22 protein-coding genes are annotated in these 23,632 nt (G+C 70.6%); 10 read left to right on the top strand and 12 right to left on the bottom strand.

Annotated elements, in window-relative coordinates; translation table 11 throughout:
* The first annotated feature begins 16 nt into the window (after positions 1-16).
* On the top strand, positions 17-766 hold the full coding sequence (locus Raf01_RS39065; RefSeq protein WP_203923152.1) for a TetR/AcrR family transcriptional regulator: 750 nt from the start codon (positions 17-19) through the stop codon (positions 764-766).
* A 292-nt stretch (positions 767-1,058) separates the two neighbouring features.
* On the opposite strand, the gene Raf01_RS39070 is transcribed toward Raf01_RS39065, so the two are convergent.
* Positions 1,059-2,084, bottom strand: coding sequence for an aldo/keto reductase (locus Raf01_RS39070; RefSeq protein WP_203923153.1), 1,026 nt, complete (start codon positions 2,082-2,084; stop codon positions 1,059-1,061).
* A gap of 96 nt (positions 2,085-2,180) precedes the next feature.
* On the opposite strand from Raf01_RS39070, the gene Raf01_RS39075 reads away from it, so the two are divergent.
* Positions 2,181-2,837 carry a TetR/AcrR family transcriptional regulator gene (locus Raf01_RS39075; protein WP_203923154.1) on the top strand — a complete coding sequence of 219 codons (657 nt, stop codon included), beginning with the start codon at positions 2,181-2,183 and terminating at the stop codon, positions 2,835-2,837.
* Between the two features lie 75 nt (positions 2,838-2,912).
* Here the strand turns inward: Raf01_RS39075 and Raf01_RS39080 are convergent, their stop codons facing one another.
* Positions 2,913-3,638, bottom strand: coding sequence for an SDR family NAD(P)-dependent oxidoreductase (locus tag Raf01_RS39080; protein WP_203923155.1), 726 nt, complete (start codon positions 3,636-3,638; stop codon positions 2,913-2,915).
* A 69-nt stretch (positions 3,639-3,707) separates the two neighbouring features.
* Here Raf01_RS39080 and Raf01_RS39085 point away from each other — a divergent pair, with 69 nt between their 5' ends.
* The gene (locus Raf01_RS39085; protein ID WP_203923156.1) at positions 3,708-4,568 is read left to right on the top strand and encodes a LysR family transcriptional regulator; all 861 of its coding nucleotides are present in this window, start codon (positions 3,708-3,710) and stop codon (positions 4,566-4,568) included.
* 66 nt (positions 4,569-4,634) lie between these two features.
* Here the strand turns inward: Raf01_RS39085 and Raf01_RS39090 are convergent, their stop codons facing one another.
* From Raf01_RS39090 to Raf01_RS39115, 6 genes are read right to left on the bottom strand one after another with little or no spacing between them, the layout of a single operon-like run.
* On the bottom strand, positions 4,635-5,474 hold the full coding sequence (locus Raf01_RS39090) for a sugar phosphate isomerase/epimerase family protein (RefSeq protein WP_203923157.1): 840 nt from the start codon (positions 5,472-5,474) through the stop codon (positions 4,635-4,637).
* Positions 5,471-6,562, bottom strand: a complete 1,092-nt coding sequence (locus tag Raf01_RS39095) for a Gfo/Idh/MocA family protein (protein ID WP_203923158.1) — start codon at positions 6,560-6,562, stop codon at positions 5,471-5,473. The genes Raf01_RS39090 and Raf01_RS39095 overlap by 4 nt, the downstream gene beginning before the upstream one ends.
* Positions 6,559-7,404 carry a sugar phosphate isomerase/epimerase family protein gene (locus tag Raf01_RS39100; RefSeq protein ID WP_203923159.1) on the bottom strand — a complete coding sequence of 282 codons (846 nt, stop codon included), beginning with the start codon at positions 7,402-7,404 and terminating at the stop codon, positions 6,559-6,561. Before Raf01_RS39100 ends, Raf01_RS39095 begins: the two co-directional genes overlap by 4 nt.
* Positions 7,401-8,258 (bottom strand): carbohydrate ABC transporter permease, encoded by an 858-nt coding sequence (locus Raf01_RS39105; RefSeq protein ID WP_203923160.1) that lies wholly within the window; start codon positions 8,256-8,258, stop codon positions 7,401-7,403. Before Raf01_RS39105 ends, Raf01_RS39100 begins: the two co-directional genes overlap by 4 nt.
* Positions 8,259-8,281: 23 nt before the next feature.
* Positions 8,282-9,253 carry a carbohydrate ABC transporter permease gene (locus Raf01_RS39110; protein WP_203923161.1) on the bottom strand — a complete coding sequence of 324 codons (972 nt, stop codon included), beginning with the start codon at positions 9,251-9,253 and terminating at the stop codon, positions 8,282-8,284.
* The gene (locus tag Raf01_RS39115) at positions 9,250-10,587 is read right to left on the bottom strand and encodes an ABC transporter substrate-binding protein (RefSeq protein WP_203923162.1); all 1,338 of its coding nucleotides are present in this window, start codon (positions 10,585-10,587) and stop codon (positions 9,250-9,252) included. The genes Raf01_RS39110 and Raf01_RS39115 overlap by 4 nt, the downstream gene beginning before the upstream one ends.
* Positions 10,588-10,713: 126 nt before the next feature.
* Between Raf01_RS39115 and Raf01_RS39120 the strand changes: the two genes are divergently transcribed.
* A complete protein-coding gene (locus tag Raf01_RS39120; RefSeq protein WP_203923163.1) occupies positions 10,714-11,709 on the top strand; it encodes a LacI family DNA-binding transcriptional regulator in 996 nt (331 codons plus the stop codon).
* Positions 11,710-11,713: 4 nt separating this feature from the next.
* On the opposite strand, the gene Raf01_RS39125 is transcribed toward Raf01_RS39120, so the two are convergent.
* Both Raf01_RS39125 and Raf01_RS39130 read right to left on the bottom strand, forming a co-directional pair.
* Positions 11,714-12,355 carry a DUF305 domain-containing protein gene (locus Raf01_RS39125; protein WP_203923164.1) on the bottom strand — a complete coding sequence of 214 codons (642 nt, stop codon included), beginning with the start codon at positions 12,353-12,355 and terminating at the stop codon, positions 11,714-11,716.
* Positions 12,356-12,362: 7 nt separating this feature from the next.
* The gene (locus Raf01_RS39130) at positions 12,363-14,621 is read right to left on the bottom strand and encodes a discoidin domain-containing protein (protein WP_239134312.1); all 2,259 of its coding nucleotides are present in this window, start codon (positions 14,619-14,621) and stop codon (positions 12,363-12,365) included.
* Positions 14,622-14,945: 324 nt separating this feature from the next.
* On the opposite strand from Raf01_RS39130, the gene Raf01_RS39135 reads away from it, so the two are divergent.
* Entirely contained in the window at positions 14,946-15,827 is an 882-nt protein-coding gene (locus Raf01_RS39135) for a DUF1996 domain-containing protein (RefSeq protein WP_203923165.1), read from the top strand.
* A 14-nt stretch (positions 15,828-15,841) separates the two neighbouring features.
* On the opposite strand, the gene Raf01_RS39140 is transcribed toward Raf01_RS39135, so the two are convergent.
* Entirely contained in the window at positions 15,842-17,221 is a 1,380-nt protein-coding gene (locus Raf01_RS39140; RefSeq protein ID WP_308442692.1) for an MFS transporter, read from the bottom strand.
* Here Raf01_RS39140 and Raf01_RS39145 point away from each other — a divergent pair.
* The 5 genes from Raf01_RS39145 (at position 17,220) to Raf01_RS39165 (ending at position 22,947) form a co-directional block, all read left to right on the top strand.
* Complete coding sequence (locus Raf01_RS39145) at positions 17,220-18,269, top strand: LacI family DNA-binding transcriptional regulator (RefSeq protein WP_203923167.1); 1,050 nt, start codon at positions 17,220-17,222, stop codon at positions 18,267-18,269. The genes Raf01_RS39140 and Raf01_RS39145 overlap by 2 nt on opposite strands.
* A gap of 231 nt (positions 18,270-18,500) precedes the next feature.
* Positions 18,501-19,832 carry a glycoside hydrolase family 27 protein gene (locus Raf01_RS39150; RefSeq protein WP_203923168.1) on the top strand — a complete coding sequence of 444 codons (1,332 nt, stop codon included), beginning with the start codon at positions 18,501-18,503 and terminating at the stop codon, positions 19,830-19,832.
* A gap of 115 nt (positions 19,833-19,947) precedes the next feature.
* A complete protein-coding gene (locus Raf01_RS39155) occupies positions 19,948-21,150 on the top strand; it encodes a cytochrome P450 (RefSeq protein ID WP_203923169.1) in 1,203 nt (400 codons plus the stop codon).
* A gap of 146 nt (positions 21,151-21,296) precedes the next feature.
* A complete protein-coding gene (locus Raf01_RS39160) occupies positions 21,297-22,400 on the top strand; it encodes a DNA glycosylase AlkZ-like family protein (RefSeq protein WP_203923170.1) in 1,104 nt (367 codons plus the stop codon).
* 10 nt (positions 22,401-22,410) lie between these two features.
* Positions 22,411-22,947, top strand: coding sequence for a GNAT family N-acetyltransferase (locus tag Raf01_RS39165; protein ID WP_203923171.1), 537 nt, complete (start codon positions 22,411-22,413; stop codon positions 22,945-22,947).
* Here the strand turns inward: Raf01_RS39165 and Raf01_RS39170 are convergent.
* Positions 22,916-23,572 carry a nitroreductase family protein gene (locus Raf01_RS39170; RefSeq protein ID WP_239134317.1) on the bottom strand — a complete coding sequence of 219 codons (657 nt, stop codon included), beginning with the start codon at positions 23,570-23,572 and terminating at the stop codon, positions 22,916-22,918. The genes Raf01_RS39165 and Raf01_RS39170 overlap by 32 nt on opposite strands.
* Between the last annotated feature and the right edge of the window lie 60 nt (positions 23,573-23,632).

Here is a 23,632-nt window from a genome sequence, read left to right on the forward strand (position 1 = left end):
GCGGTACGGTGTACGAATGGCAAGCGTGGAAGACTCCGCACTGATCTGGACCCGCCCCGAGCCCGGCACCCGCCGGCCGAAGTTCACCCGCGACCAGATCGCCTCGACCGCGCTGGCCATCGCCGACGCCGAGGGGTTCGCCGCGGTGTCGATGCGCCGGGTCGCCAGCGAACTGGACGCCGGCACCATGACGCTCTACTACTACGTCCGCACGAAAGACGAACTGATCGCGCTGATGGACGACGCGATCATGGCCGAGGTGCTGATCCCGGCGGACGAGTTCCCCGCCCACTGGTACGACGCGCTCACCGCGGTCGCGTCGCGCACCTGGGAGGTGCTGTCGCGCCACCCCTGGGTACTGCACTTCCTGCAGAACGCGCCCGCCGGACCCAATGCCATGCGGCACTTCGAACAGTCGCTGGCCGCCCTCGCCGGGACCGACCTGGACCCGTCCAGCAAGTTCACGCTTCTCGCCATGGTCGACGACTATGTGCACGGCAACGCGTTGCGCGCCGCCGAACTCCGGTCGGCGACCGCGAGCGCCTCGGACCCGGAGGCGATCGACGCGGCCGCCCGATTCGGCCAGGCCCAACTCGCCACCGGGAACTTTCCGCACACCCAGGCGCTGTTCGGCGGCGACGATCCCCGCAACGTCATCGGCCGGCTCGTCGGCGCCGAGTCCGACCGCGACCGGTTCGCCAACGGCCTGGCCGTGGTCCTGCACGGCGCCGCCGCCCGGCTGAAGCTCAGCCTGCCGACCGCTTGAACACAAGGGCGCCGGCCCCAGGCCGGCGCCTGTCCTCATGGGTTTTCCGACTCTCCCCCCGTGAGGTGGGGAGTTCGCTGAGTTCCTCCACCGTGTCGGCGCGGCCCGGCACTCCCAGTACCCCGATCTCGGTCCTGGCGTCGAACGACGTCAGAGCGTCATCCCACCGGCGTTCCAGGGCCCGTCGCTGGGCCTCACCGGGCAGCCGCTGGAGTCGTTGCTGGGCTTTGTCCAGCATCGCCGGCGACGAATCCAGCAGGGTCACGTCGTGTCGCGACGGCGGCCGGGTTCCTCAGGCGGCGGCGCGTTCCTCGACGGGCCGGCGGCGCAGGCTCGCGTGCTGGATCGCGGGCGGCTGGTAGGCCATGTCCAGTGCGCTGGCGTCGGTGCCGGGCGGGACGATCTCGTCGATGCGGTCGAGGATTTCGTCGGACAGACGGACGTCGACGCCAGCGAGCAGGTCGTCCAGGTGCTCCATCGTGCGCGGTCCGATGATCGCCGAGGTCACGCCGGGGTGGGCGATCGCGAAGGCCATCGCCAGGTGGGTCATCGGCAGGCCGGCCTTCTCGGCGAGCGGGATGATCTGTTCGACGGCGTCGAGGCGGCGCTCGTCACTGATATGCCTGAACATGGTGGCGCGGCGCAGGTCGGTCTGCCCGCCCTTGCGGATGCGCCCGGTGAGCATGCCCTGGGCGAGCGGGCTCCACACGAGCGTTCCCATGCCGTAGCGCTGAGCGACGGGCAGGACCTCGCGCTCGATGCCGCGATCGAGGATCGAGTAGGCGGGCTGCTCGGTCCGGAACCGCTCCAGGCCACGTCGCTCGGACACCCATTGCGCCTCGACCATGTCCGACGCGGGCATGGCCGACGAGCCGATCGCCCGGACCTTGCCGCTGCGGACCAGGTCGGTCAGGGCCGACAGCGTCTCCTCGATGTCCACGGTCGGGTCCGGTCGGTGGATCTGGTACAGGTCGATGTAGTCGGTCTGCAGCCGGCGCAGCGAGTTCTCCACCTCGGTGAGGATCCACCGCCGGGAGATGCCGCGCTGATTGGGGTCGTCGCCCATGGCGCCGTGCACCTTCGTGGCGAGCACGACGTTGTCCCGGCGGCCCTTGAGCGCCTTGCCGACTATCTCCTCGGACTCGCCGCGGGAGTACAGGTCGGCGGTGTCGATGAAGTTGATGCCGGCGTCCAGGGCCTTGTGGATGATGCGGATCGATTCGTCGTGATCGGGGTTGCCGATGGCCCCGAACATCATCGCGCCCAGGCAGTAGGGGCTGACCTGGATGCCTGTGCGGCCCAGCGTGCGGTAGTGCATGGTTCTCCTCCGGCGGCGTATGCTCGATAAGCGGAACGGCTTATCACTTAACTACGATACGGAACACCTTCTCACTTATGCAACAGGAGGGTCGGAGTGAGCGCGGCCACACCCGAACGGGCGCGACGCGTACGCGCCGATGCGCAGCGCAACATCGACGCGCTGATCGACGCGGCCCGGGAGGTCTTCGCCGCCTCGGGGGTGGACGCCCCGGTACGCGAGATCACCACCAGGGCCGGGGTGGGACTCGCCACCTTCTACCGCCACTTCCCGGAGCGCTCAGATCTGATCACCGCCGTCTTCCGGCATGAGGTCGACGCCTGCGCCGACACCGCCGCGACCCTGGCCGCCGCCTACGAGCCCGATGAAGCCCTCACCCGCTGGCTGCGCCGGTTCACCGAGTTCGTCGGGACCAAGCGCGGGCTCGCCGCGGCCCTGCACTCCGGCAACCCGGCCTTCGAACCGCTGCCCGCCTACTTCCAGCAGCGGTTCGAGCCCGCCCTCGGATCGCTGCTCGCCGCCGCGGCCGCCGCCGGGGAGGTCCGCGACGACGTCGATCCCCTGGAACTACTGCACGCGATCTCCCGCCTGCACTCGCCGGCCGGCGCCGACGCCGCCGGCGACGATCCCATGGTCGCCCTGCTCATCGATGGACTGCGCTACGGCGCGAGACCGAAGCCGAAGCCGCCGACCCCCAAGCCGAAGGCGGAGCCGGAGCCGGAGTCGACGCCCAAGCCGAAGGCGGAGCCGTAGCCACAGCCCAGGCCAAGCCGGATTCGGCCGAGCGTTGAGCCCCGGTGACCGCGCGGAGGGTGGCGGTGCCGCCGCTCACCAGGGGACCGGCCCGTCGTCCTGAAGGAACGCGCCGGTCGGGCTGTCCGGCACGGTCGCCAGGTGTACGGCGATCCCGGCGCCCTGCTCCGCGGTGCGCTCCAGCGACAGTCCCAACGCCGTGGCGAAGTCCGTGCCACAGGCACCGGGCGCCACGGCGTTGACCGCGATCCCGTCCGCGGCCAACGCCTTGGCGTAGAGCACGGTGAGCATGTTCAGCGCGGCCTTCGACGCCGGGTAGGCGACACTGATCCGGGACGAGGCGAACGAGCGGCCCGGATCGGACTGCCAGGCCAGCGAGCTGGTACCACTGGAGACGTTGACGATCCGGGCACCGACCGCCTCGCGCAACAGCGGCAGGAACGCCTCGGTGACCCGTACGACGCCGAACAGGTTCGTCTCGAACACCCCACGCACGACCGCCAGATCCACCTCGCCGGGGGCCTGACCCGTCGCACCGCCGGAGATACCGGCGTTGTTGACGAGCACGTCGACCCGCCCGTACCACTGCCGCACCGAAGCGACGGCGTCGCGCACCGACGTGTCGTCGGTCACGTCGAGCGGCACCGCACGGCCGCCGAACCGTCCCGCCACCCGCTCGCTGGAGCGGGCGTCGCGCGCGCCGACGATCACGGTCATTCCGCGCTCGGCGAGCCCCTCGGCGATCGCCGCGCCGATACCCCGGTTGGCCCCGGTCACCAGGGCGATTTTCGTTGTTGACATGACTCCATCGGAGCACCGCGGCGGCATCGCGTCCAAGATCGATCGGGTGGGAGTCGATACCGTTGAGGTATGGACGACATCGAGACCCGGGAGCTGCGGTACTTCGTTGCGGTCGCCGAGGATCTGCACTTCGGCCGGGCCGCGGCCCGGCTCGGCATCGCCCAGCCGCCGCTGTCGCGGGCGATCCGGCGGCTGGAGCACCGGATGGGGGTCGTACTGTTGGAGCGCACGAGCCGCGGCACCCGGCTCACCGCCGCGGGGGAGGTGCTGCTCGGCGAGGCGCGCGTGGCGCTGGACGCGGTGTCGGCGGCGGTACGCCGGACGAGGCGCGCCGGATCGCCGCAGCGGTCGCTGGTGCTCGCGATGAAGCCCGGCGGCGACGGGGGCCTGCTGCCGCGGATCCTGGCCGCGTACGAGTCGCAGCCGGACACGGTGCCGGTGCAGTTCGCGTTCTCGTTGGGTGAGCGGGCGGCGATGCTGCGCAGCGGGCGAGCCGATGTGGGACTGCTGCACCATCCGCAGAACGACCTGCGGGGCCTGGCGAGCGAGCCGCTCGGCGTGGAGCGGCGGGTGGTGGCCCTGGCCGAGGGGCACCCGCTGGCGGCCCGGGACAGCGTGTGCCTGGCCGACCTGGCCGGCGAGACGATGCCGCAGTGGCCTGAGGCAGCCGAGCTCGGCCCGGGGCCGGTGGTACGCGACGCCGGCGAACTGATGCAACTGGTCGCGCTGGGACGGGCGGTGGCGCTGGTCGGTGAGACGGCGCTGGACCGGCCGCACCGCGGAGTGACGTACCGGCCGGTGCGCGACGCCCCGCCCGCGATGCTGGTCGTGGCGTGGCCGGAGGGCAGCCGTTCGCGACAGGTGGCGGCCTTCGTCCGGGCCGCCCGCACGGCCGCGGACGACCGCGTCCGCGACCGCGCCCTCGCCTGACGGAGACACCGCGACCGGGTGGGTCACGGTGTCTCCTGTTGCTGGGTCGGTGAGAGAGGACGAAGCCTAGCCGGCCAGCGCGCGGACGTAGGCCAGGTTGTCGCGGGTACGCTCCTCCAGCGGCAGCGCGGTCGAGAAGTCCTCCAGCGTGACCCAGCCGTCGTAGCCGTGCTCCCGCAGCGCGCCGAAATACTCCCCGAGGTCGGCGAGCCCGTCGCGCAGGGGCGCCCATTCGGCCGACCAGACCGCCGAGCCGTCTTCGCGCCGACCGGTCTGGCGCCAGGCCACGTTCTTCACGTGTACGTGCGCCAGATACGGTCCGAGCATCGCGAACGCCGAGCGGTACTCCTCCTGGCCCTCGATGAGCAGATTGCCGGCGTCGTGGATGACACCGACGTGGGCCGGGTCGAGGCCGTCGAGCAGCCGCAGCGCAGCCGAGGCCGACGCGCAGATCGTCTGGTGGTGCAACTCGACCAGCGCCTTGACCCCGTGGTGGGCGGCCCGCTCGGCGACCCACGCGTAGTCCTTGCGCGCTTCCTCGAACAGCGCCGGGTAGCTCGAGCCGTTGAGGGCGGGCACCATCACGCGTACCCGTTCGGCGCCGAGCGCCGCCGTGGCCGCCAGCAGCCGGTCGACGTCCTCGTGCTGGTAGCACCGCGCGTACCCGCCGATCGCCGAGCACGCCAACCCCGCGTCGCGGACCAGCCGAGCCATCTCCGGCAGCCGCTCTTCGAGCCCGGTCAGCGGCCAGGTGGCCCGGTTGCCGGCCCAGAAGCCGACCGTGCCGTCGTCGACCTGGTCGGTGACCCGCCACTCGACCCCGTCGGCGCCGGCCGCGGCCAGCCGCGCGACCGTCTCGGCCGGAGTCCAGTCGGGTGTGGACGCGGTAAACACGGAAAATCTCACAGCGCGCTCCCGAAGTCGACGTCGTCGTGGTCCCCGCGCAGCACCTCGTCGAGGGCCACCGGGCGGTGCAGAGCCGCCGACGCGTACACGGCGAGCACCGTCGCCAGGGCGGTGATCCCGTCATCGACGCGTACCGACGGGCGGCCGCCCTTCTCGATGGCGCGGGCGATGTCGTCGTACTGGCGCAGGTGCCCCACCACGAAGGAGTCGTCGGGTTTGCCGGCCCCGAAGCGGTCTGCCGCCGCTACCACGGAAGGGGTTCGGTCTTCGGCCGCGCCGTCGGTGGCCAGGTATTCCAGCTGGTCCGCGTGGATGACGGCCGACCCGCGCGTGCCCTGCACCTGGAGGCGGACGCCCAAGCCGGGGAAGCCGGCCGTGGTCGCGTGCAGCACCGCCAGGGCGCCGGACGGGAAGCGCAGCGTGGCGACGGCGACGTCCTCGGTCTCGATGCCTTCGTGGGCGAGCCGCGCGGACTGGGCGAACACCTCGACCGGTGCCCCCATGAACCAGGCGAGCAGATCCACCGTGTGCACCGCCTGGTTCATCATCACGCCGCCGTCGAACCGCCAGGTGCCGCGCCACCCGGCCGCGTCGTAGTACTCCTGCGTGCGCCACCACGGCACCGACGCGACCGCCGAGGTGAGCCGGCCGAGCGCGCCGCCGGCGATCGCCTCGGCGACCACGACGCTGGCCGGGTCGAAGCGATGCTGGCTGATCACGCTCGCCACCAGTCCGCGGGCCTCCGCGTCCCGGACCACGTCGGACAGGTGGCGGGCCCGCTTGAGGGTCACGTCGAGCGGCTTCTCCACGACCACGTGGCGGCCGGCGGCCAGTGCCTGCTCGACCAGGTCGACGTGCAACCCGGTCGGCGCGCAGACGGCGACCAGGTCGATCGGCCGGTCGGCCAGGGCCTGCTCCAGCGTGGGGTAGCAGCCGGGCGGGTCGTCCGGGAACTCGGCGGCCAGCGCGGCGTTGGCCTCGGCCACGGTGTCGACGAGCGCGGCGACCCGCAGGCCCGGGTGCCGGCGGATCGCGGCGGCGTGGTTGCGGCCGATGATGCCCGACCCGACGATGACAGTTTGGATCATGCGAGGCGTACTCCAATGGCGTCGGTGAGTTTGGCGAACGCGCGGGCGGCCCGGCCGAATTCGGCCGGCCCGGAGAAGCCCCCGAGCGCGCCGGCCACGGCCAGGTGCGGTTCGAGCGAGGCGAATCCGGCGTACCCGTCGTCGCGCAGCGCGGTGACCGTGGCCAGCAACTCCCCGTCGCCCTCGCCGGCCGGCACCACTGTCCCGTCCGCCGCCAGCGCGTCCTTGACCTGCAGGTATTCGAGGTACGGGCGGAGTGCGGAGTATCCGTCGGTGAACGGCCGGACGCCGACCTGCACGAAGTTCGCGTTGTCCCAGGCCACCCGCAGAGCCGGTGAGCCGACCGCCTCGATGAGGTCCAGGACCCGGTCGGGGATGTCGCCGTAGATCTCCTTCTCGTTCTCGTGCAGCAGGACCAGGTGCTCCCGCTCGGCGACCGTCGCGTAGTCGCGCAACTGCCGCAGCACGGTGTCACGGATGTCGGCGGGGGCGGTGCCGGGTGGTCGGTAGAAGGAGAAGAGCCGGATGTACCGGCTGCCCAGCCGCTGAGCGGCCCGCACCGCCCGGCGGAAGCGGGACAGCTCGGTCTCCGGGTCGCCGAACGCGTCGACCTTGCCGATCGGCGACGCGACCGCGGACACGGCCATCTGCCGCCCGGCGACCAGGGCGGCGAGCGTGTCGAGTTGCTCGTCGGACAGCTCGACGACGTTGGTGTTCCAGGCGCTGCGCACCTCGATGTGCCGGGCTCCCAGAGCCTGCAGCACGCTGAGCTGGACCACCGGGTCGGCGTCGATCTCATCGCCGAACCCGGACAGGGCCCACGTTCCGGTACCCGCCGTCACTTGACTCCTCCCGCGGTCAGTCCGCCCACCAGATAGCGCTGGAAGGCGAGATACAGGGCCACCACCGGTACGGCGCAGACGAGCGCGGCGGCCATGAGCTGCCCGTACAGGGGGATGGCCCCGCCCTCCTGCGAGGTGCCGAAGACCTGGAGAGACACCGCGGCGGTACGCGTGTCCGGGTTGGTCAGCACCGAGGCGAACAGCACGTCGTTCCAGCCGAGCAGGAACGCGAAGATGCACGCCACGACCAACCCGGGCCAGCTCAGCGGCACGACGACCCGGGTGAGGATCCGCCACGACGAGGCACCGTCGACGCGGGCCGCCTCGTCCAGCTCCCGCGGCAGCCCGCGCAGGTAGGTGACCATGATCCAGGTCGAGAACGGCAACGCGAACGTCAGGTACGTGATGAACAGCGCCCAGCGGGTACCGATCACGGTGATCTCGAGGATGTTGGCCAGGCTCGCGAACAGGACGAACACCGGCAGCAGCATGAGCGTGCCGGGGATGCTCTGCAGCGCCAGCAGGCCGCGCAGGATCGTCAGCCGGCCGAGGAACGCGTGCCGGACGAGCACGTACGCGGTGGAGACGGACGCGAGCCCGCACGCGAGGGCCGTCGCGCCGGCCACGACGATGCTGTTGACCAGGCCCTTGCCCAGGTCGACGGTTGACCAGATCCGGACGTAGTTGGCCGGGTCCAGCTGGCGAGGCCAGAATTCGCCGGCGGCGACCCCGAGGTCGGAGTTGATCGAGGCGAGCACCATGTAGAGCACCGGCCCGCCCACGAACGCCAACAGCAGCACCAGGACTGCGACCTGCAGCGGCCGGGGGAGCAGCCGATTGACTTCGTTGCTCATGCCGGATCCTCGTTGGCGCCCGCTCATGCCTCCCGCCTCCGGGTGTCCGGGTCGTCCGCGGTGTCCAGGCGCACGGCTCGCAGGTACACGATGATCGGGATGGCCACCAGGACGAGCGAACAGACCGCCATCGCGGCGCTGAGTCCGAACCGGAAGTTCTGGAAGCTCTCGACGTAGGTGAGCACCGGCAGCACCTCCACGTCATCCGGAGCGGGCACGCCGAACAGGACGAACGGCAGGGTGAAGTTGTTGACGTTGTGCAGGAACGCGATGACCATCGCCAGAGCGACCGGCCCCCGCAGGTACGGGCCGATGATGTGCCACAGCTTGCTCCACCAGTCGGCGCCGTCGAGGGCGGCCGCCTCGTGCACCTGCGGGTCGACCGCCTGCAGCCCGGACAGCGCGAGCAGGTAGATCAGCGGCCAGGACGCCCAGATCTGGATGAGTACCAGGGTCCAGAAGCTCTTCGGTCCGTTGAGCCAGAGTCCGGGATGGATGCCCACGTGCCCGAGCGTCCGGTTGGCCACGCCGTCGGGCTGCAGGATGATCCGCCAGATCGTGCCGACCACGAAGGCCGGCAGCACGTACGGGATGAGGAACACCGACCGGATCAGCCCCCGGCCGCGGAATGCCTGCTGGGTGGCGAGCGCCGCGACGATGCCGATCGGCGTGGTCACCACGGTCACGAGCACCGCGTAGAAGACACTGAGCCACACCGAGTGCAACAGGTCGGAGTCGGTGACCGCCTCGACGTAGTTCTTGACCCCGAGGAACGGCGCGTGGATCCACTCCCGGATCGAGTACTGGTCGAGGTCCAGCAGGGAGATCCACAGGGCGAGCAGCAGCGGGATGACGATCACGACGAGGACGAGGACGCCACCCGGCGCCAGCATCCACAGTGGACGCTGGCGCTGAGTGATCGAGCGCCGCGATGGCTTGTCCGGTGCCCGCCGGTCGGTCTGCTCCGACCGGCGGACCACCTCGGTGCCGGTCATTTCGCCTTGTCGAGCGCACTCTGGGCGGTGCTCTGCGCCTTCTGCACCAGGCCGTTCAGAGCCGCCTCGTTCAGCTGGCCCTTCGAGATGCTGGGTATCGACTGCACCACGACGTCGACCAGCGCGAGCTGGATCTGGCTCCAGGCCCCGTTGAACGGGGTGCCCACCGATTTCGACGCCGACTCGACGATCGCCGACAGCGCCGGATCGGACTGCAGCTTCTTCGCCTCCTCCGCGTTGGTCGGCAGCTCACCGAACGTCTTGTAGTACGAGTCCTGCTGCTCGGCGCTGGTCAGGTATTTGATCAGCCGGAGGACGAGCGCCTTGTTCTTCGTGTACTTGGCGACGACCAGGTTGTCGCCGGACAGGATGCTCGTCGCGGCGACACCGCCCGGGCCGAGCGAGGTCATCCCTGGCGGGATCGTCGGCATCGTCACGTAGTCGTACTTGCCGGCGACCGACGACTTGTCCAGGGTGACCTTGGAACTGGCCGACACCATCGGCAGGAACGCCGCCTTGCCCTGGCCGAACGCGGCCACGGCCTGCGCGTTCTTCCAGCCGACCGAAGCCGGATCGACCACCTTGTCAGTGGCGAGCCAGCCGAGATACGTCTGGTACGCCTTGACGGTGCTCGGGTCGCTCAGCGCCGCCTTCTTGTCCTTGACCAGTGGGTTGCCCGCCTGCACGCTCATCGCCCAGATGAACTTCCACGGGTCGAAGCTGTCGGCGTAGCCGATGGCCAGCCCGTATTTGCCGCCGCCGGTCAGCTTCTTGGCCTGCTCGAGCAGGCCGTCCCAGCTGTCGGCCGGTTTGTCGATCCCGGCCGCGGCGAGCATGTCCTTGTTGTAGGCCATGACGAACGGCCGGCTGGCGAACGGGATGCCGACCTCGTGACTCTTGTCGGGGCCGGAGATACCGAGGGTGGCCGGCACGAACCGGTCCCGGCCGCCGATCGCGTTCCAGTCGTCGGCGGTCAGTTCGACGAACGCCTTCGTCGCGTACGCGGTCGGAGTGAACGTGGTGCCCAGCGCGTAGATGTCCGGACCCTGGCCGGACAGCACCGAGGTCTGGATCTTGGTCAGCTCGTCGTTGGCCGACGCGAACGTGTCGAAGTGGACCGTCGCCCCGGTGTCCTTCTTGAACGCGTCCGAGACGTCGGTGAACCACTTGCGCTGCTGGTCCGGGTAGATGTTGTTTACCCCGATCAGCACGTTGATCGTCTTGCCGGCGCCGTTGGTGGCGTCGCCGCCACCATTGCTGCTCCCGCCGCAGGCGGCGATCCCGGCCAATAACAACGCCGTGCCGAGGCCGGCGAGAGTTCGCGTTACACGCATGCCTTGCTCCTGGGGTGTTCGGATCGGCATCGATAGCGGTTGTGCGGACGGTACCGAGTGGGAGGGGACACGACAATCGTTTGCCATCAATTGCCAAAACCAGGCCCGGCGTGGTTGCCTGGCGAAATGACCGCGCCGCGCCCAGTGACGATCAACGATGTCGCCGCGCGCGCGGGCGTCGCGCCGTCCACGGTCTCGCGCGCCCTCAGCGAGCCGGGCCGAGGCAACCCGGCCACCCGGGAACGCATCCGGGCCATCGCCCGGGAACTCAACTACGTGCCCAACTCCCAGGCGCAGGCGCTGTCCTCGGGGCGCACCGGCACCATCGCGCTGCTGGTCTCCGATGTCACGAACCCGTTCTATTTTGGGATCATCCGTGGCACACAGCAGATGTCGAAGGCGGCCGGCCTCGCCGAGGTGCTCATCGACACTGAGGACTCGCCCGACCTGGAGGGCGACATGCTGCGCAAGATGCGGCGTTCGCTCGACGGCGCGATCCTGGCCTCCTCGCGGCTGTCGGAGCGCGCCCTCATCCGGCTGGCCGGCGAGATCCCCCTGGTCACCATCAACCGCAATGTCCGCGGGCTGCCGAGCGTCGTCATCGACTCACCCGACGGGATCGCCCAGGCGGTCGAGCACCTCGTCTCGCTCGGCCACCGGGACATCGTCTACGTGTCCGGGCCGGAGACGTCCTGGTCCAACCAGGCGCGCTGGCACGCGATGCGCAAGGCCGCCGCCAAGCACGGCCTGGAGTTCCGGCGGGTCGGACCGTTCGCCCGCGGGCGCAGCTCCGGCACGGCGGCCGCGGACGCGGTGCTCAACAGCGGGGCAACCGCCTGCGTGGTCTTCAACGACCTGCTCGCCATCGGCCTGCTGACCCGGCTGGCCGAGCGCGGCGTGGCGGTGCCGGGCCGGCTCAGCGTGGTCGGCTGCGACGACATCTTCGGGGCCGACTTCTGCCACCCGCCGCTCACCACGTTGAGCGGCCCGGCCGAGCAGGCCGGCCGGGCCGCGGTGTCGCTTCTGCTCGGCCGGCTCGGCGATCCGCGGGCGCCGGCGGCCCGGCGGGCCGTCCTGCTGCCCACCCACCTGACCGTCCGCGAATCCACCGGCCCGGCCTGATCGGTCAGGGTGGCGGCGACAGGCCGGATACGGCGTGGGTACGCGTGCCGATGGCGGTCGTGGCCAGCGCCTTGGTCCGGGACTCCTGGCCGTTCTTCGTCTCACTCCTCGCGAGATCCGCGCCGTGCGCCAGGTACTCCCGTAGGGTCGCGACCGCGAACGCGTCGAACTCGGCGCCGCGCAGCGTGGCGGCCCGGGCCACCTGGTCCGCGGTGACCAGGCCGGGCATCAGCATGCCCGCGTGCGGGTTCTGTGCGGGCAAGTCGGCCTGGTCGTGCAGCAGGCGCAGGGTGGGCAGTTCGGTGTCGATGATGGCGCGTACCTGGCCGGCGAGCGCCGGCACGGTCCGATCCGCGTAGCGCCCGGGCACCAGGTCGAGCAGCGGCCGTACCTGTTCGTCCATCGCTATGGTGATCTCGATCCAGGCCCGGTCGGTGGCGTCGAACGCGGCCGACACGCCGGACGGGCGCGTGGCGGACGAGCGCGCGCCTGGCGGGAGCGTGGCGGACGAGCGCGTGGCGGACCGGGGCGTGGCGGACAGCGGTTTGGCGCAATCCGCCGCACCCAGGACGACCGCCACCGCGACGACCGCGGCCAGAATGCGCCCGGGCGCCGGCCCGTGCCCGAGCCGGCGCCAGGTCCGCACGGCAGCCTCAGGGGTAGCTGACGACATTGTGCGGGGTGACGTTGCTCGGCAGGGCGGCATCGCCGGTGTCGTTGATGACGTGGGTGATGGAGCCCTTGCCGAGGGACACCGTGAGAACGTCGTGGAACTTGACGCCCGCGTTCACCGGGACCTCGAAGGAGTGGTACGCGGCGATGCTCGGATCTGCGGTGAAGACGCAGTAGCTGCCCAGACCCCAGGCTTCGTGGGAGGTGACCGTGCCGGCGACCTTGTACGCGGCGTACCCCGTGATGCCGTCGTGCGACCACTGGGCGGCGCTGGGCGGGTCGTATGGCAGCTCGTTCTGGAAGAAGATCGTCTTTCCGCCGTTGCCGTTCCAGACCACGTTGTACTTCTGGAAGTGCTCCACGAACAGCCCGTAGGCGGTCACGTTCTGGCCGTTGACGATCAGGCCCGTGTCGGAGGGGTTGGAGGTCCAGCCCGCACCGCTGCCGTGGTCGGCCCGCCACGACCAGATGTGGTCGATGATCGTGCTGTTGTTGTTCACCACGAGGGCGTTGGTGGCCTTGGCCGCTCCCGCGCCGCCGACGCGCAGGAAGACGTCGGAGATGAGGTTCGGGGCACCGGAGTGGTTGCCGCCGGCGCCGGCCGGCCCGACCTGCAGCAGGGCGGGGGAGTTCACGGTGCCGGCGTCGAACAGCAGGCCGGCGATTTTGACGCCGTCGACGTCGCCGACCTGCATGGGCAGGGCACCGTTGTCGGCCACGATGGTGGCGTAGCCGAGTCCGAGCACGACGGTGTTGGCGCGGTTGATGCTGACGGTCTGGTTGAGGTGGTACACGCCGGGGGTGAACAGCAGATTCAGCCCCTGGGTCACCGCCTGGTTCAGCGTCGCGGCGGTGACGCCGGGCTTCGCGACGTAGAACTGGTTGAGCGACAGCGAGGTGCCCGGCGTGTTGCCGCTGGTCCAGGTGGCGCCGCTGGAGTTGGTACGCGGCGACGGCACGAACACCCGGTACCCGCTGGCGTCGGCGTACAGGTACGGCTTCTCCTGGGTCACCGGGGACGTGCTCAACGTGGTGTACGGCGGGTTCGGGAAACTCTGTGCCGGCGCACCCTTCACGCCAGAGAACACCATGTTCCACAGGGAGCCCTTCCAGCTGCCGATGGTGCTGTCCCGGGTGACCCACTGCTGTTGGGAGCACGAGCTGACCTGCCCGCTGACCCGGCTGTCGGCGATGAAGCCGCCGGAGGCCCAGCCGCAGTTCGGCGACGCGAGCGTCATGCCGCCGTGCACGTCGATCCGCCGGAACGGCGCGGCCTGCGCCACCGCCCACCGGTCCACTCCGGACACCGGGTAGATGGACAGGTTCTCGGCCGAGCGCCAGAAGTTCTGGGTGGCGTTACCCTGCATCCAGCCCGCGTCGACGGTGATGTCTCCGTGGATCTGCACGTCCTGCGGGTTCTGGCCGAGACCGCTGATCGAGGTGTAGAAGCCGAGCTGCGCGTTCAGGCCGCTGTAGGAGCCCGGCTTGAACAGAAACTGGTACCGCTCGGTGCCGAACTGGTTCTTCTCCTGCTGGGTGAAGACCTGGTCCAGCTTGGCCTGGATGGTCGACGACGACTGGCCGGGATCGAACACGATGACGTTGCTGCCGAGATCGCCGCCGCCGGGCAGTGCCGGTCCGGTCGGGCCGGTACTCGGCGACGGGCTGGTACGCGAGGGGCTGGTGCTCGGCGACGGGCCGGTGCCCTGCCCGCCGTACACGGCGAACTCGTAGAGGGAGTAGCCGTAGCGGGTCGCCCGCACGGTCCCGTACATCCGGATGAACCGGCCGGTGCCGCTGACCGGGATCGTCTGGGCGCCACCGGTTCCGGCCGCCGTGGAGTAGAGGGAAGTCCAACCGCTCTGGCCGTCCGCCGACACCTCGATGTCAAACGCCTTCGCGTACGAGGTCTGCCAGGTGAGGACGACCTGGCAGATGTCGGTACTGGCTCCCAGGTCGATCTGGATCCACTGTGGATCGACACCCTGAGTGCTGCCCCAGCGCGTCGTGCCGTCGCCGTCGACGGCCTTATCCGGCGACAGCCGGCTGGACTCGATCGACGACGCGGTCGCGGGTCGGCCGGCGGCGACATTGGCGGTACCGCAGGCCGAAGCGGCGCTCGCCGGCCGGGTAACGACGACCAGCGCCCAGACCACGAGCGCCGCGGCGACGGCCACCACGGCGACGATCGGACGTCCGCGCCGGCGGTGCACGCCGGTGCTGTCGGATGAGGGTTGCACCGCATCTCCTTCGGGTCGGTGTGGCGTGTCGTTGTGGCGCGCGCCATCGCCACGCTGGGCGGATGAAGCGCCGCGGCGCCGACGGCGCAAGGGATATTGAGCCCCGGGAGCGGATCGGGGCCGGCAGGTGACAGGACAGTAGGGCGGTTCGGTGGCGCCCGGCAATTGCTTGCCAAATAATTTGCCAAGTTGGATCTCTCGCGTCCACTGTGGACCACGATCCCCGGTGGCAAACGATGGCAAGCGATTGTCGGTCGGATCGCGTCGCTGCTAGCCTCCCGAATCAACCATCGTCGATGTTCGATTCAATGCCAGGGAGTCGACATGACCATCCGATCCACCATGCCCAGATTCAGGCCACGCAGCCGGTACCTCACCATCGCCGGGGTGCTGATCGCGCTCGCCGGCGGGGTCGCCGTCGCCGGCCCGGCGGTCGCGGCCGACGACCCGCCGCGGGTGCCGTACCACGAGATGCACGCCGATTGCACGGTCAACCACACGTTGAGCGACGACCCCATCGTGTTCCCCGGCCTCCCCGGGGCCTCACACAACCACTCGTTCGTCGGCAGCCCGACCACGAACGCGAACTCGACGCCGCAGTCCCTGGTGGGCGGAGCCACCTCATGCCAGGATTCGCTGGACGCGTCGGGTTACTGGTTCCCGACCCTGCTGCAGCGCGGCGTGCCGCTGCAGCCGGACCAGCCGACCGTCTACTACAAGTCGGGGGTGACCGACTACCGTACGGTCAAGCCGTTCCCGGCCGGCTTCAAGCTGCTCGTCGGCGACGCGCACACCCCGGACGTCGCCCACTTCGAGGGCAACTGGCAGTGCACCGGCTACCGCGGCAGCGACATCCCGGCGTCCTGTCCCGCCGGGTCCAGCCTCCAGGTCCGGCTGACCGCGCCGAGCTGCTGGGACGGGGTACACCTGGACAGCACCGACCACAAGTCGCACATGGCGTGGCCGGTGAACGGCAGCTGCCCGGTCGACCATCCGGTGCCGCTGCCCATGCTGGAGATCAAGCTGCCGTACCCGTTGCGCAACGGCGACACCGGCGGACTCGCGTACTCCTCCGGGCCCAGCTACACGTTCCACTACGACTTCATGAACGGCTGGGACCCGGCCCGCCAGGCGTACCTGGTGTCGTACTGCATCAACGGCGGCCGGCAGTGCAACGGGTTCGGCGTGGACCCGAAGAAGCCGTAGGCGCTCGGCCGCGTTCAGCGGCCCGTGGCACCGCCATGCCCCGCCCCAGCGGCGACTTCTCCGCCGCTGGGGCCGGCGGTCCGCCGTTCGGCCGTCCGCCGGCCGACGTCGACCCCGGAAGCCGTGTCGTCCCGGCCGGCATGGTCGCGGCCGGCGCCGTCGCGGTCGGCGCGGTGGTGGAAACCGCTGAGCCGCAACAACGCCGGGGCCAGTACGAACAGCGCCACCGCGAGCGCGGCGACGGCGAACATGGCCCCGCGCAGCCCGAAGGCGTCCGCGCACAGGCCGACGTACACGGGGCCCAACAGGAACCCGAGGTAGGACACGGTCGTGACGACCGCCGTCGCCCGGCCCCGGCGGGATTCGTCGACGTTGCGGGAGACGACCCCGACCAGGGTGGGGAACAGCACTGCGGTGCCGGCGGCGGCTACGGTCAGCCCCACGGCGGCGACGAGCAGCGTGGGCGAGACCGCGATGATGACCGCGCCCGCCCCGGCGGCCAGCGCGCCGGCGAGCAGAACGGTCTGCACGTGCGCGGCCCCGAGCCCTCCGGCGGCGAACCGGGTGATCGCGACGGTGGCCGCGAAGACGGCCGGCGCCACAGCGGTCAGCCCCGCGCCAGCGTGGAGTTGGTCGTGGGCGAAGACCGCGCTCCAGCTCTGGTGGGCGTTCTCGCTGGCGAAGGCGAGCGCACCGAGCGTCCCGATGAGCACGAGCGGGACCATTCTCAGCTGGGCCGGCGATGACGGCCGGGCTGACGCCGCGTGGCCGGGGCTGGTGCCGGCGACGCCGGCGGGCAGCGTCCCGAGCATCGCCGCTCCGGCGATGACGGAGAGGGCCGCGGCGGCGAGGAACGGGACGGTCAGCGGAAGCGACGCGGACGAGGCCAGCCCGGTGGCGAGGCTGCCGAGGACGACGAAACTCGAGAAGGTGCCGTGAGCCCGGGTGATCACCGGTCGCCGGGCCAACTCCTCCGCCCGCCCGGCCACCGCGTTCATCGCCACGTCGGCCGCACCGCTGGTGGCGCCGACGAGCGCGAGCCCGACGCACAGGGTGGCCAGATCGACCGCGGTCAGCGCCAGTCCGGCGCCCACGACGCCGAGTGCGCTGATCACGCCGGCGGCCACCTTCAGCCCCCAGCGGTCCAGCGCCCTGCCCACCAGGAGCATCGCGGGAAGCGCGCCCGCGCCGACGAACAACAGGGCGAGCCCGAGCTGTCCGTCGCTGACGCCGGCCTGCGCCTGCACTCGTGGCACAGACGCGCCCCACACTCCCCAGAACGCTCCGAATGAAGCAAAAGCCACAAAAGCCGAGACGATCAATTCGCGAGGCGCGTGACCATTGGTCTTCGTCATGCCGTGTAACGATACACAGACAACTATGCTGGACGCCATGGACTCGGCTGCCGACGCGAAGCGGGTGACTCTCGCCCAGGTGGCGCAGCGGGCGGGCGTGTCGGTGATGACCGCCTCGTACACCTACAACCGCCCGAGCCGGGTGTCGGAGCAGTCCCGGGCCAAGGTGCTCGCCGCGGCGGCTGCGCTGGGGTATGCCGGACCCGACCCCAGTGCCCGGTCGCTGCGTCGCGGTAGCACCCGCACGCTCGGTGTCGTGATGGGCGAGCATCTCAGCTACGCGTTCGAAGACCCGCAGGCGGCGTCCTTCCTCGCCGGGATCGCCGATGTCTGCGCCGAGAGCGGCTACGGCATGACCATCTTGCCGATCACGGGTGCCGACGACGATGTCTCGCGGATACAGTCTGCCGCGGTAGACGGGTTCATCGTCTGGACCACCTCGGACGACGACCCGGTCCTGGGCGCGGTACGGGCGGTGCGGCGGCCGGCCGTCGTGCACGGCGGACCGGAGGTCGCCGGGTTGGGGCTCGTGAGCATCGACAACCGGGCGGCGGCACGCGCGGTGGGGACTGCGGCGTTCGCGGGCGCCGGGCGTCCGGCCGTCGTGAGTTTCCCGCTTTCCCGGGACCGGATCAGCACCATCACCCGCGGCCCGGACATCGCCGGTGCCACGTTCCCGGTCACCCGGCAGCGGCTGGAGGGATACCGGCAGGCGGCCGAGGACATCGGCATCCCGTGGAGCGACGTGGTCGTCGCGGTGTGCGCGCACAACGACGCGGCCGAGGCCGAGCAGGCCACCGCGGCCCTGCTGTCCGGCACCCACGCGCCCGACGCCATCGCGGCGATGAGCGACGAACAGGCGGCGGGGGCGATCCGGGCGGCGCGCGCCGCCGGTCGTACGGTTCCCTCGGACGTAGCCGTGACCGGCTGGGACGACGCGGCCGTGGCAACCCAGCTCGGACTCACCACGGTCGCGCAGTCTCTGCGGGAGCAGGGCGCGGCCTGCGCGCACGCGGCCCTCGGCCACGAACCGGTCCCGCCGGCTGCGGCGTGGTCTGTCGTCACGCGAGCCAGTACCCGCTCCTGACAGAGGCGCCGGGACAGCCGGACCATGCCGTGCACCGCGCTTGAGGTCCGATGTCTCGAAGCGGTTAGCCGTTGACATCCTGGTTCGTACAGTGCGATGGTCGCCATAACTCCGATGTCTGGGATAGGTGTCCGCCGATCGGGCCGTGAGCCGGTGCCCGAAGGCGGCCCGTCCACGCATCCGAAACGGTCAAGTGACTGACGGTCAAGAGACTGGGGAGGTAACGCGACCATGAGACGCAGGCTCACGTCCGTCGCCGCACTGGCGGCGCTCTGCGTGACGCTCACCGCGGTCGCGGCGCAGCCGGCACAGGCCGGCCGGGCGCCGCACCCGATCGTCGCGGCCCGTCCACCGATGGGCTGGAGCAGCTGGAGCTCCCTGCGCGGCAACATCAGCGAGGCGGCCATCGAGGCACAGGCAGACGTCATGCACCGCCAACTCCAGCGGTACGGCTACCAGTACGTCAACGTGGACGCCGGCTGGTCGGACCATCTCGACGGGTACGGCCGCGACGCCTGGGACGCCACCAAGTTCCCCCACGGCATCGCGCCGGTGGCGAGGTACGTGCACTCGCTGGGCCTGAAGTTCGGCATCTACCTGGTACCGGGCATCCCGAAGGCGGCGGTCGACGCCAACCTGCCGATCTACGGCACCCCGTACCACGCGGCCGACATCGCCGACACCACCACGCTGGGCAACACCCTGGGCGACTCGTGGCGCATCGACTACACCAAGCCCGGAGCGGCCCAGTACATCCAGTCGTACGCGGACCTGCTCGCCTCGTGGGGCGTGGACTACATCAAGATGGACTTCATCGGCCCCGGCGGTGGCAACAACCCGGCCGACAACACCGGGGACATCCAGCAGTGGCGCGCCGCACTGGACCGCACCCACCGGAGGATCCACCTGGAGCTGTCCAACTCGCTGTCGTTCGACGACGCGTCGGTCTGGGCCTCCTACGCCAACGGCTGGCGCATCGAGGGCGACGTCGAGTGCTACAGCAGCTGCCCCGGATTCCTCACGAACTGGAAACAGCGCGTCGTCAAGCGCTGGACCGACGCACCGAAGTGGGTACCGTTCGCCGGCCCGGGCCACTGGAACGACATGGACTCGGTGGAGATCGGCAACGGCGACGTCGACGGGCTCACCCCCGACGAGCGGGTCAGCGTGATGACCCTGTGGTCGCTGCAGTCCTCGCCGCTGCTGCTCGGCACCGACCTGACCAAGCTCGACCCGTACGACCTGTCTCTGCTCACCAACCGCGAGGTCATCGCGGTCGACCAGTCCGGCCGCCCCGCTCGGCCGGTCTCCCAGGCCACCCCGCAACAGGTGTGGTTCTCCGACAACGGCCACGGCAGCTACACGGTCGCGTTGTTCAACCTCGACGCGACGGCAGCCACGGTCACCGCGAACTGGAGCGATCTCGGCATCACGGCCGGGCGCGCGGCCAGTGTCCGGGACCTGTGGAGCCACACCGATCTCGGCGCGATGAGGGACGGATTCGGCGCGACGCTGGCACCGCACGCCGCCCGGCTGCTGCGCGTACAACTGTCTCATCGCTGAACCACGGCGGCGCGCGAGCCGTGTCGATCGGCCGGACCCACCGTCGGCGGGTCCGGCCGCTGCGGTGCGGGGCATGATTCAGGGGCACCGGACCGCCGACCCGAGAGGTACCAGGATGGATTACCAGACCGCGCTGGCGTCGCTGATTCAGCCGGAAGGACGACTGGACCCGTACCCGGCCTACGACGTCCTCCGGGCGCACTCGCCGTTGTTCCAGGCACTCGACGGCCGCTGGTTCGTCACCACCCACGCGTTGATCAGCCGCCTGCTGCGCGACCCGAGCCTGCGCCTCGCGGACGCCGCCGACTACGACGGCTTCTGGCCGGACTGGCGGGACAACCGCGGGGTGGCCTCGATCGTGTTGTCCATGCTGCAGACCAACCCACCCGACCACACCCGGGTACGCCGAGCGGCCGCGGCCACGTTCACCGCCCGCCGGGTCGCCGCGATGCGCGATGTCATCGCGGCGCAGGCCGAGGAGCTGATCGAGGCGATGCCGGCCAGCGCCGACTTCGTCGACGCGTTCGCCTACCCGCTGCCGATCGGCGTGATCTGCGCCTTGCTCGGAGTGCCCGAGGCGGACCGGCCGTGGTTCCGGCAGCGGGCCGCCGACCTGACCGTGGTCCTGGAGCCGATCAGCACGGACGAGGAGATGCGGCTGGCCGACCTGGCCGGTCGCGACATGGAGGCATACTTCGTCGACCTGATCGAGGCGCGCCGGCGTGCCCCGCAGGAGGATCTGACCAGCGCGCTGGTCGCCGTGCACGACGACACGGCCGGTGCCGGACTGACCGGCGAGGAGTTGCTGGCCAACCTGGTGCTGCTGCTGGTCGCCGGCTTCGAGACGACCACCAACCTGCTCGGCACCGGAATTCACATCCTGCTGGAGCATCCGGAGCAGGCGGACCGGTTGCGCGCGGACCCGCAGCTGGCGCCGGCGTTCGTCGAGGAGATTCTGCGGTACGACTCCCCGGCGCAGTTGGCCAGCCGGTTCACCAGCGGACCGCTGGACCTCGGCGACGGGCTGGAGGTCCCCGGCGGCGCGCCGCTGACGATGCTGCTCGGTTCGGCGAACCGGGACCCGGCACGCTACCGCGACCCGCACCGGTTCGACCCGGACCGCGCGAACATCCAGCCGGTCTCCTTCGGCGGCGGCGCCCACTACTGCCTCGGCGCGCCACTGGCCCGGCTGGAGGCGCAGATCGCGTTCCCGCTCCTGCTGACCATGCTGCCCCGGTTGAGCCTGGCCGGCCCGGCCACCCGGCGTGACCGCCTGGTGCTGCGCGGGTACGCCACGCTGCCGGTCACCACCGGCTGACCTGAGAGCCTACTGGCAAACCCGGCCAGAGGTTTGCCAGCAGGCTCTGAGCTTCAGGACAGCCGGGTCACCTGTACGTCGTCGACCCCCCGCGTCTCACCTGTGCGGTAGCTGCCGCCCCGCGACACCGCAGGTAGTCTCGGCCGATGACCACCCACCGGCTGACTCGTGAGCAGGCGCGCCGCATCGCGGTACGGGCCCAGTGGCTGCACCGGGACCGGCCGGGCGATCTGCTGGAACTGGTGCGGCAGTTGACCCTGCTGCAGGTGGATCTGACGCCGGCCGTCGCGCCCAGCGCGGAGCTGGTGGCCTGGAGCCGGCTCGGCTCGTCGTTCTCTCCCGAGGATCTGGAATCGGCGCTGGGCGACGGGGCGCTGCTGGAGGTGAATGGCCTGATCCGGCCGGCCGAGGATCTGGCGTTGTACCGGGCAGACATGGCCGACTGGGACAAGGGCGGCGAGGCCGGCGGCTGGCGCGCGGCGTACCGGGACTGGGTTGCCGCCAACAAGGGCTGCCGGCTGGACATTCTCAACCTGCTGCGCACCGACGGCCCGCTGCCGGCACGGGAGATCCCGGACACCTGCGAGGTGCCCTGGAAATCCAGCGGCTGGACCAACAACCGCAACGTGCTGCGCCTGCTGGAGTTCATGGAGGCGCGTGGCGAGGTGGCCGTGGCGGGGCGGCAGGCGGGCCGGGACCGGCTCTGGGATCTGGCCGAACGGGTGTTCCCCGACGACACCGTGGTTCCCGCGGCGGAGGCGAGGCGGATCCGCGCGGAGCGGCGGCTGCGGTCGCTGGGCATCGCCCGTGCCCGCGCTACGGGATCTCCCATCGAACCGCGGGACGTCGGCGAGGTGGGCGAGCCAGCTGCGATCGAGGGGGTACGGGGGACCTGGCGGGTCGATCCTTCCGCGCTGGACCAGCCGTTCTCCGGCCGCGCGGCCCTGCTGTCCCCGATCGACCGCCTGGTCTATGACCGCAAGCGGATGGAGGAAATCTTCGAGTTCGACTACCAGCTGGAGATGTACAAGCCGGCGGCGAGGCGGCGTTGGGGCTATTGGGCAATGCCGATCCTCTACGGCGACCGGCTGGTCGGCAAGCTCGACGCCACTTCGGACCGGCCGGCCGGGGTGCTGCGGGTCGACGCCATCCACCGGGACGTGCCGTTCACCAAGGCGATGGACTCCGCGATCCACGAGGAGATCGAGGCGCTGGCGACGTTCCTCGACCTGAAGTTGCGACTGCCCTGAGAGCGCCCGGGTGACTACGACGGTGATGGGCACACCGACTCCTGACGATGCGGTACGCACTCGCCTGCTGTCGGGGTCGGTCGACCTGGACGCGGCGGTAAGCGTGTGGCAACTGGCGAATACCGCGCGGGGCAAGGTGCCCGACGAGAAGCGGCGCACTCGGGTGCGTACGAAACTCACCGAGACCGGCGCTCTGCCGCTCGTCGCCGTACAGGCGGGTGAGGTCGTCGGCATGGCACTGGCCGAACCGGGACGCGATGAGGACGGGGTGGGCGCGCCGCTGCCCTACCTCTGCCACATTTCCATGGTGTTCGTGCACCCCGACCACTGGGGCAGGCGCATCGGTGAGCGGTTGCTCGATACCATCGCCGAACACGCCGCCCGACACGGTCACCTGGTGCTCCAACTCTGGACCGGACAGGCCAACCACCGTGCCCAGCGCCTGTACCGGCGTGCCGGCTTCCGGCCGACCGGTCGCACCACGTACCTCCCGACCGGTCAGCCGATAGTCCATCTCACCCGGACGATCGCCCCGGCATCTCGGTAGGCCGAAGCTCGCGAGCGTGCTCGTCCGTTGGTGTGACTCCGGCGGTGGTGAGGTCGATGATGCTGCGGCGGTGTCGTGGAATGGGATTGTCGTGCTCAGCCGCCATTCCGATAGCGGTCATGGTGAGGATGCGCCAGCCGGGTGCCACGTGCAGGCTGTCGTGGAGGGCGTCGAGGTCGAAGGCGCGGAACTGGCGGCACGCCAGGCCCATTGCGTGGGCCTGCACAGTCATGTGCGCGACCGCCTGGCCCAGGTCGTAGTCGGCGAACTCGGAGTATGGCATGCCGCTGTCGTCCACTTCCCGATGGGCGAGGTTCACGACCAACGCGCTGGCCTGCGGGGCCCATCGGCGTGAGCTCGCAGCGAGGTAGTCAACCAGTTCGGCATGCCCTGTGTCGCCGCGCCGACGGAAGTGAAACGCCCAGGGTTGGGAGTTACCGGCCGACGGCGCCCATCGGGCCGCCTCAAGCAACGTCGTCACGTCCGCGTCGGACAAGTGGTGATCGGGGTCGAATCGCTGCGGGCTGAACCTGCTGTGCAGCACCGGCAGGATCCTCGCGGCGGCCATGTCTGACCCCCGTGGGTCCGGGTAGTGCGCCTGCAGGGGCGGCGACTCCGGGTGCATCGACACCACAGAACCTTAACCCGCAATTCCTCGTGCCAACGCCACCAGTCCGCGGAAGGA

It is taken from the genome of Rugosimonospora africana (genome assembly GCF_016862975.1).
Lineage (GTDB): Bacteria > Actinomycetota > Actinomycetes > Mycobacteriales > Micromonosporaceae > Rugosimonospora > Rugosimonospora africana.